Genomic DNA, 13658 nt, shown 5'->3' on the forward strand with positions numbered 1-13658 from the left:
CGCACCGCGTGCGGCACGCGCGATCGACTCGGCGCCCGGGGTTATTCCCCGGGCGCCGAGTGCGTTTTCTCACCCCACGTCAACCCCTGGTTACGTTGGCGTAGGTCACACGCCGAGGTGAAAGATGTGTGGTCGTGGCAAACGAATCGAGATCATTCGGCAGCGGCACGATTCGGTCCTACGCGGCGGTGGGGGACAGCTTCACCGAAGGCGTCGGGGACCCCGGACCCGACGGCAGTTTCGTGGGGTGGGCGGACCGGCTCGCCGTCCTCCTGGACGACCGCGTCGCCGAGGACACCTTCCAGTACGCGAACCTCGCCGTGCGCGGCAAGCTCCTCGACCAGATCGTCGCGGACCAGGTCCCGCGGGCCGTCGAGCTCGCCCCCGACCTGGTGACCCTGGTCGCCGGCGGCAACGACATCATCCGGCCCGGCACCGACCCCGACGACGTGGCCGAACGCTTCGAGAAGGCCGTCGCGCGGCTCGCCGGGGCGTGCGGCACCGTCATGGTCGCCACCGGCTTCGACACCCGGGACGTCGCCGTGCTCAAGCATCTGCGCGGCAAGATCGCCACGTACAACATGCACGTGCGCGCGATCGCCGACCGCCACGGCTGCCCCGTGCTCGACCTGTGGTCCCTGCGCTCCGTGCAGGACCGCCGCGCCTGGGACGAGGACCGGCTCCACCTGTCCGCCGAGGGGCACACCCGGGTCGCGCTGCGCGCCGCGCAGGCGCTCGGCATCGAGGTGCCCGCCGACCCGGAGCAGGCCTGGCCGCTGCTGCCGCCGCGCGGCACGTTCGCGGTGCGGCGCGACGACATCCACTGGGCGCGGGAGTTCCTGGTGCCGTGGATCGGGCGCCGGCTGCGCGGGGAGTCCTCCGGGGACCGGGTGACGGCCAAGGGGTTCGTGGACCCGCACCTCATCAAGATGCACCTGGAGTCGGCGTCCTGATCCGCCCGTCCCCTCCTTCTCTGCCTCTTCTCGCCTCTCTCGCCCCTCTCCTCCCTCCCCTCCTTTGCTCCGACGGGTGTGCACACAGGTGCTAACGCGCTCATCGAGGTGACCGGGCGGAGTGGCGGCCGCCGTCGGCCGGGCGCGGGTGCTGGGATGTCGGCTGCCCGCCGCGTCGGCGGGCAGCCGACCGGGAAGGACCTCGATCCCATGTCTGTACGTCCCCGCCGCCGCGCCGCACTCGTCGGCGCCCTGTTCGCCCTCGTCCTGCCGGCGGTGCCGGCCGCCGCCGCCCAGGGGGCGCCGCACGTGGCCACCGCCACCACCGCGCCCCGGCCCGCGACCCTGACCGTGACCGGCGAGGGCCGGGCCAGTACCGCCCCCGACATGGCGACCGTGACCGCGGGCGTCGAGGCGAACGGGCCCACCGCGAAGGCCGCCCTCGCCACCCAGAACCGGACCGCGGACGCGCTGCTCGCCGCCGTGCGCAAGGCGGGCGTCGCCGACCGGGACGTCCGCACCGAGAACCTGTCGGCCTCCGCGGTCTACGAGAGCGGTCCCGAGCCGGGCGCGGCCACGCGGGTCGCCGGGTACCGGGCCACGCAGTCGTTCTCCGTGAAGGTCCGCGACCTGGAGCGGACGGGCGCCGTCATCCAGGCGATGGCCGACGCGGCGGGCGACGACATCCGCATCGACTCCGTCGTCTTCGACGTCGCCGACCCGAGCCGGCTGCGGTCCGCGGCCCGGGCGGCCGCGCACGCCGACGCCCACGCGAAGGCCGTCCAGTACGCCAAGGTGAGCGGGCACAAGCTCGGCCGCCTCGTCTCGCTCGAAGAGGCCCCGAGCGGACGGCCGCGCCCGGTGGCCGTTCCCGCGGCGGCCTTCGCGGCGACCGCGCAGAAGGTGCCGGTGGCGGCCGGGGAGATCGAGGACGAGGTCAGCGTGACGGCGGTGTACGAGCTGAACTGAGGCCCCGGCCGGGCCCGGTGCCGCGGCGCCGGGCCCGCACGGGCTCAGGGGCGGTGCGGCGCGCGGTCGAGGGGGCGGCACATAATGGAGCCCTGATCGATCAACGGGAGGCGCTGTGCCACGTTCCTTCAGTCCCGGTCTGCGCGCGTTGCAGCCTGCCGCGTTCGGCGCCGCGGCCACCGGCGCGCGGCTGGAGCGGATCCGACGGTCGCCGAACTTCGCCGACGGGCAGTTCCAGAACCCGGTCGGGGCCCGCACCCGGCCCGAGGGTTCCATGCTCGACTTCGCGAAGGTCTACTTCCGCAAGGAGGAGCGGGCCAGGCGCGCGCCCACGGGTACCGTCCCCGTCCACGCCACCACCCTCGCCGACCTGTCGAAGCCGTCCGCGAGCGGTCTGCGCATCACCTGGATGGGGCACTCCAGCGTGCTCGCGGAGATCGACGGGGTCCGGGTGCTCTTCGACCCGGTGTGGGGGGAGCGCTGCTCGCCGTTCGCCTTCGCGGGGCCCAAGCGGCTGCACCCCGCGCCGCTGCCCGTCGCGGCGCTCGGCCCGGTCGACGTGGTCGTCATCTCGCACGACCACTACGACCACCTCGACCTGCCCACGATCAAGGCGCTCGCCCGGACGGACACCGTCTTCGCCGTGCCGCTCGGCGTCGGCGCGCACCTGGAGCACTGGGGGGTGCCGGCCGACCGGCTGCGCGAGCTGGACTGGCACGAGTCGGCCGAGGTCGGCGGGGTGACGCTCACCGCGACGCCCGCCCGCCACTTCTGCGGCCGCGGCCTGCGCAACCCGCAGCACACCCTCTGGGCGTCCTGGGCCGTCACCGGCCCGGCGCACCGGATCTACCACAGCGGGGACACCGGCTACTTCCAGGGCTTCCAGGACATCGGCACGCAGTACGGCCCGTTCGACGTGACCATGATCCAGGTCGGGGCGTACGCGGAGTTCTGGCCCGACATCCACATGACCCCCGAGGAGGGTCTGCGCGCCCACCTCGACCTCCAGGGCGGGCAGCCGCACGGGGTCCTCATGCCGATCCACTGGGGCACGTTCAACCTGGCCCCGCACGCGTGGGCGGAGCCGGGGGAGTGGATGCGGGACGCGGCGGCCGCGGCGGACCAGCCGGCCGCCTTCCCCCGCCCCGGCGAGCCCTTCGAGCCGACGGCCCCCCTGCCGGACGAGCCGTGGTGGCGCCCGGTCTCCCACCCCCTCACCCACCCCTGGCGCCGCCCGCGCACCATCGAGGACGGCGCGGGGACGAGCAAGGGGGAGCTGGACCTGGCCGGGGAGCGGTGACACCGGCCGCGTCCTCGCACTGAAGACACCAGCGGGCGTCCTCGCGCTGACGACACCAGCGGCGGGGGCTCCGGCGCTGACAACACCCGCGGCGGGGCCGCGCCACTGACTGGGCGCGCGGCGCCCCGGACCGAGGTCGAGGCCGGGACGGTCGTCTCCTCCGGCGTGTCCGCGGCCTGCCCGGCGCCGCCGGCCGCCTGGCGTCGTCGCGTCGTACGGGCCTGGCCGTGGCCGTGGCCGTTGCCGTCCTCGTCACCGCCACCGGGGTCCGTGGTTCCGCCGCGGTTGCGCTGCTCGCTCCGTACTCGGCGTTGCCCGCGCCGTCGCCGCGACGGCGTTGGCCCCGCCGCCGCCGCGCAATCAGTCAACCGTTCGACGGCTCATACCAGAGCGGGACCTCGGCCGCCGGAGTTCGGCAACTGCCCGGCTCACTTACAAAGTTGCCGACTACGGTGAGTGCTCGCTGTGCGACGCCCGGTCGATCCCTTCGAGTCGCCCGGCCCCTTTCCGCACCCCGAGAGAACCGAGGACGAGGACGCCGTATGTCTCAGCTCCGCCAGCCGGCCGCCCGCGCAGACCGTCGCGAAGGCGGTCGGCACGGCAGGCCGACCGGGCGGGCCGCGCCGCGTCCGGCCGAGACCCACATACGGCCGCAGCTGCTGCGCCTGGCCGTGCTGCCGCCCACCGCGGTGGCGCTCAGCGCGTCCGCGGCCGTCCTGTTCGCCGTGCGCTCCACCGGTGCCCGGCCCGGCCTCGCCCTGTGGGGCGTGCTCGCCGGGGCCTGCTTCGTCACCGTCGCCGGCATCGTCATCGCGGCCGTCGCCGCCGACCGCGCCGCCGCCACGGTCCGCGACCGCGTCCTCGGCCTGCGCCGCACCACCGCCCGCGGCCAGGCCGAACTGCGCGGCCTCGTCGAGCAGTTGCGCAAGGGCGAGGGCCCGCCCCCGCGCCGCGCCCCGAAGCCGCCCGCGCCCGGCGCCGACGAACTCGACCGGCTCGCCGCCGATCTGACGCGGGCCCAGGACGTCGCCGTCACCGCCGTCGTCCAGGCCACCCAGCTCTCCGGCCAGGCAGGCAGCCGGCAGAAGGTCGAGGTCTTCGTGAACCTCGCCCGCCGCCTGCAGTCCCTGGTCCACCGCGAGATCTCCATCCTCGACGACCTGGAGAACGACGTCGAGGACCCCGACCTCCTCAAGGGCCTCTTCCACGTCGACCACCTCGCCACCCGCATCCGGCGGCACGCCGAGAACCTCGCGGTGCTCGGCGGCGCCGTCTCGCGGCGCCAGTGGAGCCACCCCGTCTCCATGACCGAGGTGATGCGCTCCGCCATCGCCGAGGTCGAGCAGTACGCGCGGGTCAAGCTCGTCCCGCCGATCGACGGAACCCTGCGCGGGCACGCCGTCGCCGACTGCATCCACCTGCTCGCCGAACTCGTCGAGAACGCCACCGTGTTCTCCGCCCCGCACACCCAGGTCCTGCTCCGCGCCGGCCTGGTGACCTCCGGCCTCGCCATCGAGGTCGAGGACCGCGGCCTCGGCATGCCGGTGGCCGAGCAGAACCGGATGAACGCGCTGCTCGCCGACCCCGACCAGGTCAACGTGGACAGCCTGTTGCAGGACGGCCGCATCGGCCTGTTCGTCGTGTCGCAGCTCGCCCGGCGGCACGGCATCACCGTACGGCTGCAGACCAACATCTACGGGGGCGTCCAGGCCGTCCTCGTACTGCCGCAGGAGCTGCTCGGCGCCGACCAGGCGCAGCGGGTTCCGCGGGTGCGCAGGGCCGCCGCCGCGGCCACCGCCGACAGCCTGCTCCCGCCGGGCGCGGCCGCCGCGAACGGGCGCAGCGCCCTCCCGCACCCGGTCGACGCGGGCGCCGGCGCGCCCTCCGCGGTCCTGCCCGCCCCGGCCTCCGCGACCCACCTCGCCGCCTCCGCATCCGCGCCGGCCCCATCCGCCCCCGACTCCGCGCCCGCCCCTGCCGCCCCCGCGACGGCCCCGGCGCCACCCCTCGCCTCCGCCCCGCTCAACGGCGGCATCACCGCGGTCCCGCGCCCGCGCGCCGAACCGGCCTCGCCGCAGCCACCCCAGCCCGCACCCGGGACGGACGCGGCCGAGCCGCGTCTCCAGCACCCGGCCGGTCCCGCGCCGCTCCCGCAGCGCCATGCGGGCGGCCCGCGCGCCACCCCCGCCGACGCCGTGCCCGGCATCCGCCCCGAGGACCGGCACAGCGCGGCCGAGCACCTGGCGGCCCCACCCGCCGCGGCGCACCCCACAGCCCCGTACGGCACGCTGCACGGCGCCGTGCGCGGCACGATGGAGCGCCCCCGGCTGCCCCGGCGCAGAGCCCAGGAACACCTCGCCCCGCAGCTGCGCGGCGGCCCCGCTCCGCGCCAGGACGACGAGCCGCCGGCCGGCCACGACCCCGGGCTCATGGCCGCGTTCCAGCGCGGCATCACACTCGCCGAAGCGGCCGAACCGCGCGAGCTGCCCGGGGCGCCGGACCCCGGGGGCGGCGCGAGCGGCAGCGCAGGATGACCGCTGCCCGGGCGGCCCCGTACCGCGCGGCGATAGCGGGCGGGCCCCGCCCCGCCCGCGCCCGTCCCCCCGACCAGCACCACACCGAGCAGACCGAGCAGTTGACAAGGAGTCGATCCCCCATGGCGAGCGATGTGCCGACGGGTCACGTGTCCGATCTCGACTGGCTGATGAGCGGCCTGGTCCAGCGCGTCCCCCACACGAACAGCGCCGTGCTGCTCTCCTGCGACGGTCTCGTCAAGTCCGTGCACGGACTCGACGCCGACAGCGCCGACCACATGGCGGCCCTCGCCTCCGGCCTCTACTCGCTCGGCCGCAGCGCCGGCGTGCGCTTCGGCGACGGCGGCGACGTACGGCAGGTGGTGGTGGAGCTGGACTCCACGCTGCTGTTCGTCTCCACCGCGGGTTCCGGCACCTGTCTCGCCGTCCTCGCCGGACGCGAGGCCGACGCCGCCGTGCTCGGCTACGAGATGGCGATGCTCGTCAAGAGCGTGCGTCCCTACCTGATGACCGCGCCCCGCCAGCCGTCGGCCGAGCCCACGGCGATGAGGAATTGAGGGTGTCGGCGCCGCAGGACGGGCCCTGGCTCGACGGTGCGGCGGGCCGGCTCGTGCGCCCGTACACGATCAGCGACGGGCGCACCCGCCCCAGCACGTCGCTGGACCTGCTCTCCCTGGTGATGGCCACGGGGGCGACCCCCCTCGGCTACCTGGGCCCCGAGCACGACCAGGCGCTCGACCTGTGCGCGCACCCCACGTCGGTCGCGGAGGTCGCCGGCCACCTCGGCCTCCCCGCGGCCGTCACCAAGGTCCTCCTCTCCGACCTCGTCGACTGCGGGGCCCTCACCACCAAGCCGCCCACGTTCCACGACAACCCCACTGACCGGTCCCTACTGGAGGCAGTGCTCGATGGACTACGACGACAGCTCTGAGGCCTTTCCCACCGCACTGAAGATCCTGGTGGCGGGCGGGTTCGGGGTCGGCAAGACGACGTTCGTCGGCGCGGTCAGCGAGATCGCCCCGCTCAGCACCGAAGAGCTGCTCACCACCGTCAGCGCCGCGACCGACAACCTCGACGGCATCGAGAACAAGGTCGAGACGACCGTCGCCATGGACTTCGGCCGCATCACCCTCGACCCCGACCACGTGCTGTACCTCTTCGGCACCCCGGGCCAGGAGCGGTTCTGGTTCATGTGGGACGAACTGTCCGAGGGCGCGCTCGGCGCGGTGATCCTCGCCGACACCCGCCGCCTGGAGGACTGCTTCGCCGCCGTCGACTTCTTCGAGGAGCGCGGCATGGGATTCATCGTGGCCGTCAACGAGTTCGACGGCGGCTACCGCTACGAACCCGAGGAGGTGCGCGCCGCCATCGACCTCGACCCCCAGGTGCCCGTGGTCCGCTGCGACGCGCGCATCTCCAGCTCCGGCATCCAGACCCTGCTGACGCTCGTCCGGCACCTGCTGGCCCACGCCGCCCCCGCGGCCTCCGGGTTCGGGGCGCACACGTGAGCGACGCCCGCCGGGGAACGGACGGATGACCTACGACGCGTCAGGGCGGCTGCTGCTCACCCCGGTCGACCGGGAGGCGTCCGAGCGGGGCCGCCGGCTGCGCGCCCTCGGTCTGGGACTGCGGCCGGAGCGGGTCTTCGACCTGTTCGCCGACCGGCTGGCCGGCGTCACCGGAGCGCCGTACGCCATGGTCAACTTCATCGACGAGAACCGGCAGTTCTTCGCCGGGCTGCACACGCCCGACGGCCGCCATCGCGGCGGCGACCTCGGCACGGCGGCGGCGGGCGCCGCCACGGGTGCGGGTGCGCGCTACCTGGCGCGCGACCACGGGTACTGCCCCCATGTCGTGGTGCGCCGCAAGGCACTCGTCCTGGAAGACGTGTGCGACTACCCGCGGTTCGCGGGCAACCCTGTCGTCGACGCCATAGGAATCCGCTCCTATCTGGGCGCGCCCCTGCTCGACGACCGCACGGGCCTCGCTCTCGGCACCGTATGCGTGGTGGACACGGCACCGCGCCCGTGGGGCAGAGCCGGGCTCGCCACGATCAAGGCGTCGGCCGGTGAGCTGATGGACGTGGTGCGCGCCCGCGGGCACCCCCCGGTGTGACCGAGGGCGCGGCCGTCCGCCGGGAGCCGTCAGGACCGTACGCGCGCCGCGCCTGTAGGAAAGCTGCGACGCCGCTTAAGAAATCCTCGATGGACCCGGGGCGCGGTCGTAGGGAAGAGTCCGGGGTGGCGGCCGATCCGCCGCCTCACCCTTCCACCCTTCCCGTGCCCGGGCGGCTTCGCCCTGTCCGGGTGCGCGACGACAGGAGCCGAGCCGTTGAAGGCGCTGGTCAAGGAGAAGACCGAACCGGGACTGTGGCTGACGGACGTGCCGGAGCCGGCCGTCGGCCCCGGTGACGTACTGATCAAGGTGCTGCGGACCGGGATCTGCGGCACCGACCTGCACATCCGGGCCTGGGACGGCTGGGCGCAGTCCGCCGTGAGCGCGCCGCTGGTCGTCGGCCACGAGTTCGTCGGCGAGGTCGTCGGCACCGGCCGGGACGTCACCGACATCCCCGTCGGCGCCACGGTCAGCGGCGAGGGCCACCTCGTCTGCGGCAAGTGCCGCAACTGCCTCGCCGGGCGGCGCCACCTGTGCCGGGCGACGGTCGGCCTCGGCGTGGGCCGCGACGGCGCGTTCGCCGAGTACGTCGCCCTGCCGGCGGCGAACGTGTGGGTGCACCGCGTCCCCGTGGACCTCGACGTCGCGGCGATCTTCGACCCGTTCGGCAACGCCGTGCACACCGCGCTGTCCTTCCCGCTCGTCGGCGAGGACGTCCTGATCACCGGCGCGGGCCCGATCGGCCTGATGGCGGCCGCCGTCGCCAAGCACGCGGGCGCCCGCAACGTGGTGATCACGGACGTCAGCGAGGAGCGGCTCGACCTCGCCCGCAAGATCGGCGTCAGCCTCGCCCTGAACGTCGCCGACGCGCCCATCGCCGAGGGCCAGCGCGTGCTCGGCCTGCGCGAGGGCTTCGACGTCGGCCTGGAGATGTCCGGCAACCCGGCCGCGATGCGCGACATGCTCGCCAACATGACGCACGGCGGGAAGATCGCCATGCTCGGCCTGCCGGCGCAGGAGTTCGCCGTCGACTGGGCCCGCATCGTCACCTCGATGATCACCGTCAAGGGCATCTACGGCCGCGAGATGTTCGAGACCTGGTACGCGATGTCGGTCCTCCTGGAAGGCGGGCTCGACCTCGCCCCGGTGATCACCGGCCGCTACGCGTACACCGACTTCGACGCCGCCTTCGACGACGCGGCGAGCGGCCACGGCGGCAAGGTCATCCTCGACTGGACCGCCTGACCTCTCCCACCCCTCAAGCCCCAAGGACTTCCGGCATGTTCGACAACGTACGCGACGAGTTCCAGGCCACCCTCGACGAGATCGTCGCCGCGGGCCTGCACAAGCCCGAGCGGGTCATCGGCACCCCGCAGTCCGCCACCGTGGACGTGACGGCGGGAGGCCGCCCCGGCGAGGTGCTGAACTTCTGCGCCAACAACTACCTCGGCCTCGCCGACCACCCCGAGGTCGTCGCGGCGGGCCACGCCGCCCTCGACCGCTGGGGCTACGGCATGGCCTCCGTCCGCTTCATCTGCGGTACGCAGGAGGTGCACAAGGAGCTGGAGGCGCGCCTCTCCGCGTTCCTCGGCCAGGAGGACACGATCCTCTACTCCTCCTGCTTCGACGCCAACGGCGGTGTCTTCGAGACCCTCCTCGGCCCCGAGGACGCGGTGATCTCCGACGCCCTCAACCACGCCTCGATCATCGACGGCATCCGGCTGAGCAAGGCCAGGCGCCTGCGGTACGCCAACCGCGACATGGCCGACCTCGAGGCCCAGCTCAAGGCGGCCGGCGACGCCCGGCGCAAGCTGATCGTCACCGACGGCGTCTTCTCCATGGACGGCTACGTGGCCCCGCTCGCCGACATCTGCGACCTGGCCGAGCGGTACGGCGCCATGGTCATGGTCGACGACTCGCACGCGGTCGGTTTCGTCGGCCCCGGCGGCCGCGGCACCCCGGAGCTGCACGGCGTCATGGACCGCGTCGACATCATCACCGGCACCCTCGGCAAGGCGCTCGGCGGTGCCTCCGGCGGCTACGTCGCGGCGCGCGCCGAGATCGTCGCGCTGCTGCGCCAGCGCTCGCGCCCCTACCTGTTCTCCAACAGCCTCGCCCCGGTCATCGCCGCCGCCTCCCTGAAGGTCCTCGACCTCCTGGAGTCCGCCGGTGAGCTGCGGGAGCGGCTGGCGGCCAACACGAAGCTGTTCCGCACGCGGATGACGGACGAGGGCTTCGACGTCCTGCCCGGCGACCACGCGATCGCGCCCGTCATGATCGGCGACGCGTCGGTGGCGGCCCGGATGGCCGAGCTGCTCCTGGAGCGCGGCGTCTACGTGATCGGGTTCTCCTACCCGGTCGTGCCGCAGGGCCAGGCCCGCATCCGCGTCCAGCTCTCCGCCGCGCACTCCACCGAGGACGTGGACCGCGCCGTCGACGCCTTCGTCGCGGCCCGCGCGGAGCTGGGCTGACGCGACCGCGGGGCCATGGCCGGTGACGGGTGGTCGGTCCCCGACCGCCGGCTGCCGGTAAGGACGGGTTCGGCGGCATTCGCACCCGGGGTGGGTGCCAATCCGGCCGGTGCGGGAGAATCGGCGGCATGATCGAAGCGCGGCGGCTGCACATCCTCCGTGCGGTGGCCGACCACCGCACGGTCACGGCGGCTGCCGCCGCGCTCTACCTCACCCCGTCCGCGGTCTCGCAGCAGCTGACCGCGCTGGAGCAGGAGACCGGCCACAAGCTGGTCGAGCGCGGCGCCCGCGGCGTCCGGCTCACCCCCGCGGGCGAGATCCTGCTCACCCACACGAACGCCGTCCTCGCCCGTCTGGAGCAGGCCGAGGCGGAGCTGGCCGCGTACAGCACGGGCGAGGCCGGCACGGTGACGCTCGCCTCGTTCGCCACCGGCATCGGCCTCGTCGTCGGACCGGCCCTGGCCCGCCTCGCCCGCACCGCGCCCGGCATCCGGGTCCGGGTCCAGGACGCGGAGGGCGACGCCAGCCTGCCGATGCTCCTGGACCGGCGCATCGACGTCGCGGTCGCCGTCGAGTACCGGGGCGCCCCCGGCGCCGACGACGACCGGATCACCCGGGTGCCTCTCTACGCGGAGCCCTTCGACGCGGTGCTGCCCGTCGCCCACCGGCTCGCCGCGGCCGAGCGGGTGCCGGTGGCCGACCTGGCGAAGGACACCTGGATGGGCCCCTACCCGGGCAACCCCTGCCACGACGTGGTCGTGCTGGCCTGCGAACACGCCGGATTCTCCCCGCAGTTCGAGCACTCGTCGGACGACTTCCGCGCGGTCGTCGCCCTCGCCTCGGCGGGCGCGGGGGTGGCGCTCGTGCCGCGTTCGGCCCTGGTCGGCATGGACCTCTCCGAGGTCGTCGTGCGGCCGATCGAAGGCGTCGCGCCCACCCGCAAGGTCTTCGCGGCCGTCCGGCACGGGGCCGAGGCCCATCCGCTGATCCGGCCGGTCCTGGACGCGCTCGGCGACGCGGCCCGAGACTGAGGGCGGGCGGACATCCGGCTCCTTGACCCAAACGTTTCATATCTGGGTTACCGTGCCGGATATGAGACGCGAGAGTGATGTGCCACCAAGAGAGCCCAGCACCACCGTCCAGACCGGACCCGACCCGGTCGACACCCGGCTCGGCGCCCGCCTCGCCGAACTCCGCGCCGAACAGGGCTGGTCCCTGGGCGACCTGGCGGACCGCAGCGGGGTGAGCCGGTCCACCCTCTCCCGCGCCGAACGCGCCGAGATCAGCCCGACCGCGGCCCTCCTCAACCGGCTCTGCGCCGTCTACGGGCACACCATGTCCCAGCTCCTGAGCGAGGTCGAGTCCGCCCCCGCCCAGGTGGTCCGCGCCCCGGAACAGACCGTGTGGCGCGACGACGCCAGCGGCTTCGTCCGGCGCTCGGTGTCGCCACCCCTGCCGGGCCTGCGCGCCGAAGTGGTCGAGGGGCGGCTCGAACCGTACGCCGACATCGCCTACGACCGGCCGCCCGTCCCCGGCCTGGAACAGCACATCTGGGTGCTCGACGGCCGCCTCGCGCTCACCGTGCAGGGCGTCCGGCACACCCTCACCACCGGTGACTGCCTGCGCTTCCGCGTCTGGGGCCCGACCCACTTCCACTGCCCGGGCCCCGAGGCCGTGCGCTACGCGCTGGTGGCGGTCCGCCCATGACGCCGCTCCCGGTCCGGCGCCTGACGGCCGACCAGTTCCCGGACCACGTCGACAAGTTGGGGGAACTGCTCGCCGACACCGTGCGCGGCGGCAACTCGCTCGGCTTCCTGCACGGGCTGACCGCGCGCGCCGCCGCCGACTGGTGGCACGCCCGCACCCCCGACGTGCGCCGCGGCACCCTCACCGTCTGGGCAGCCCTCGACGAGGCCTCGGGCCGCTGCGCGGGCACGGTCTCCCTCGCCCTCGGCGACCGGGACAACGGCCGGCACCGGGCCGAGGTGGTCAAGCTGATGGTGCACGGTTCCGCCCGCGGCCGGGGGCTCGGTCGCGCTCTGCTCGCCGCCGCGGAAGCGGGCGCCGCCGCCGCGGGACGCACCCTGCTCGTCCTCGACACCGAGACCGGCAGCCCCGCCGAGCGCCTCTACGCCGGCGCGGGCTGGACCCGGGCCGGGATCATCCCCGACTACGCGGCCGACCCGACCGGGACCCCACGGCCCACCACGCTGTTCTACAAGCGGCTCGGTCCGACCCGTCCGACCCGTCCGGCCGGTCGGCAGGTATGAGCGCGGACGGGGCAGGGGAAGTGCACAGGACCCGCACACCGCACCCGCGATCAGGAGCCGCACCATGACCGACCCCGCCTACACGACCAGCGCCCTCAGCACCGGCGACGGCGCGGCCGTGGCCACGTACACCTGGCTGCCCGACGGCGGCAGGCCCCGCGCCTTCGTCCAGATCGCCCACGGCGCCGCCGAGCACGCGCTGCGCTACGACCGCTTCGCCCGCCACCTCACCGCGCACGGCTACGGCGTCCTCGCCTCCGACCACCGCGGCCACGGCGCCACCGCGGTGACCACCGGCGGCTACGGCGTCACCGACGACGCGGAACCCGGCACCGTGGACGCCTGGCTCGCCGTCGTCGAGGACCTCAAGGCCATCGGCGACCAGGCGCGGGCGCTGTACCCGGACGTCCCGTTCGTACTGTTCGGCCACAGCCTCGGCTCACTGCTCGCGCGCGACTACGCCCAGCGGCACGCGGACGACCTGGTCGGCCTCATCCTGTCGGGCACCTTCCGCTCCCTGCCGGGCGCCGACAACGAAGGGTCCGTCGCCGCCCTGGAGGCGGAGATCGCCCGCTCCGGCCGGGCCGCGCCCTCCTCCTACGTCCCCGACCTCTTCGCCTCCTTCAACGACCCGTACCCGCACCGCACCGGCTTCGAATGGCTCTCCCGGGACGAGGCCGAGGTCGACGCGTACGTGGCCGACGAACGCTGCGGCTTCCCGTTCTCCGCGGGCCTCGCCCTGGACTGGGTCCGGGCCGTCCGCCGCATCAACGATCCCGCGAACCTCGCCCGCATCCCCGCCGACCTCCCCATCCACGTGGCGTCCGGCACGGAGGACCCCTGCAACCAGCGCATGACCCTGGTCCACGAACTCCTGGAGGACTTCCGCTACGCCGGTGTCACCGACCTGACCTGGCGCGGCTACGAGGGCGCGCGCCACGAGATCCTCAACGAGACCAACCGCGACGAGGTCCAGGCCGACCTCCTGGCCTGGCTGGACAAGCGCGTGCCGTGAACCGGCCCCGGGCGCGGTTGTCAGTGCCCTT

General features: G+C 74.3%; 14 protein-coding genes. All 14 read left to right on the forward strand.

Going from position 1 to position 13658, the window contains the following annotated elements; translation table 11 throughout:
* Positions 1-134: 134 nt before the first annotated feature.
* The 14 genes from ACIBW6_RS00995 (at position 135) to ACIBW6_RS01060 (ending at position 13627) form a co-directional block, all read left to right on the forward strand.
* Positions 135-953 carry an SGNH/GDSL hydrolase family protein gene (locus ACIBW6_RS00995; RefSeq protein ID WP_399055147.1) on the forward strand — a complete coding sequence of 273 codons (819 nt, stop codon included), beginning with the start codon at positions 135-137 and terminating at the stop codon, positions 951-953.
* Between the two features lie 210 nt (positions 954-1163).
* Complete coding sequence (locus tag ACIBW6_RS01000) at positions 1164-1922, forward strand: SIMPL domain-containing protein (RefSeq protein WP_399055149.1); 759 nt, start codon at positions 1164-1166, stop codon at positions 1920-1922.
* Positions 1923-2037: 115 nt separating this feature from the next.
* Complete coding sequence (locus ACIBW6_RS01005; RefSeq protein WP_399055151.1) at positions 2038-3222, forward strand: MBL fold metallo-hydrolase; 1185 nt, start codon at positions 2038-2040, stop codon at positions 3220-3222.
* Between the two features lie 542 nt (positions 3223-3764).
* Entirely contained in the window at positions 3765-5756 is a 1992-nt protein-coding gene (locus ACIBW6_RS01010; protein WP_399055154.1) for a sensor histidine kinase, read from the forward strand.
* A gap of 122 nt (positions 5757-5878) precedes the next feature.
* A complete protein-coding gene (locus tag ACIBW6_RS01015) occupies positions 5879-6313 on the forward strand; it encodes a roadblock/LC7 domain-containing protein (RefSeq protein WP_399055156.1) in 435 nt (144 codons plus the stop codon).
* Positions 6314-6315: 2 nt separating this feature from the next.
* On the forward strand, positions 6316-6687 hold the full coding sequence (locus tag ACIBW6_RS01020; RefSeq protein ID WP_399055158.1) for a DUF742 domain-containing protein: 372 nt from the start codon (positions 6316-6318) through the stop codon (positions 6685-6687).
* The gene (locus tag ACIBW6_RS01025; protein WP_399055160.1) at positions 6665-7264 is read left to right on the forward strand and encodes a GTP-binding protein; all 600 of its coding nucleotides are present in this window, start codon (positions 6665-6667) and stop codon (positions 7262-7264) included. The genes ACIBW6_RS01020 and ACIBW6_RS01025 overlap by 23 nt, the downstream gene beginning before the upstream one ends.
* 25 nt (positions 7265-7289) lie before the next feature.
* A complete protein-coding gene (locus ACIBW6_RS01030) occupies positions 7290-7871 on the forward strand; it encodes a GAF domain-containing protein (protein ID WP_399055162.1) in 582 nt (193 codons plus the stop codon).
* A 216-nt stretch (positions 7872-8087) separates the two neighbouring features.
* Positions 8088-9116, forward strand: a complete 1029-nt coding sequence (gene tdh, locus ACIBW6_RS01035) for an L-threonine 3-dehydrogenase (protein WP_399055164.1) — start codon at positions 8088-8090, stop codon at positions 9114-9116.
* A gap of 35 nt (positions 9117-9151) precedes the next feature.
* On the forward strand, positions 9152-10342 hold the full coding sequence (locus tag ACIBW6_RS01040) for a glycine C-acetyltransferase (RefSeq protein WP_399055166.1): 1191 nt from the start codon (positions 9152-9154) through the stop codon (positions 10340-10342).
* 128 nt (positions 10343-10470) lie between these two features.
* Positions 10471-11373 (forward strand): LysR family transcriptional regulator, encoded by a 903-nt coding sequence (locus tag ACIBW6_RS01045; protein ID WP_399055168.1) that lies wholly within the window; start codon positions 10471-10473, stop codon positions 11371-11373.
* Between the two features lie 61 nt (positions 11374-11434).
* The gene (locus ACIBW6_RS01050; RefSeq protein WP_399055170.1) at positions 11435-12049 is read left to right on the forward strand and encodes a helix-turn-helix domain-containing protein; all 615 of its coding nucleotides are present in this window, start codon (positions 11435-11437) and stop codon (positions 12047-12049) included.
* Positions 12046-12612 carry a GNAT family N-acetyltransferase gene (locus tag ACIBW6_RS01055; RefSeq protein ID WP_399055172.1) on the forward strand — a complete coding sequence of 189 codons (567 nt, stop codon included), beginning with the start codon at positions 12046-12048 and terminating at the stop codon, positions 12610-12612. The genes ACIBW6_RS01050 and ACIBW6_RS01055 overlap by 4 nt, the downstream gene beginning before the upstream one ends.
* Before the next feature lie 64 nt (positions 12613-12676).
* Positions 12677-13627, forward strand: coding sequence for an alpha/beta fold hydrolase (locus ACIBW6_RS01060; protein ID WP_399055174.1), 951 nt, complete (start codon positions 12677-12679; stop codon positions 13625-13627).
* The last annotated feature ends 31 nt before the right edge of the window (positions 13628-13658 follow it).

Origin of the sequence: Streptomyces sp. NPDC049813, from assembly GCF_044465085.1 — a bacterium.
Lineage (GTDB): Bacteria > Actinomycetota > Actinomycetes > Streptomycetales > Streptomycetaceae > Streptomyces.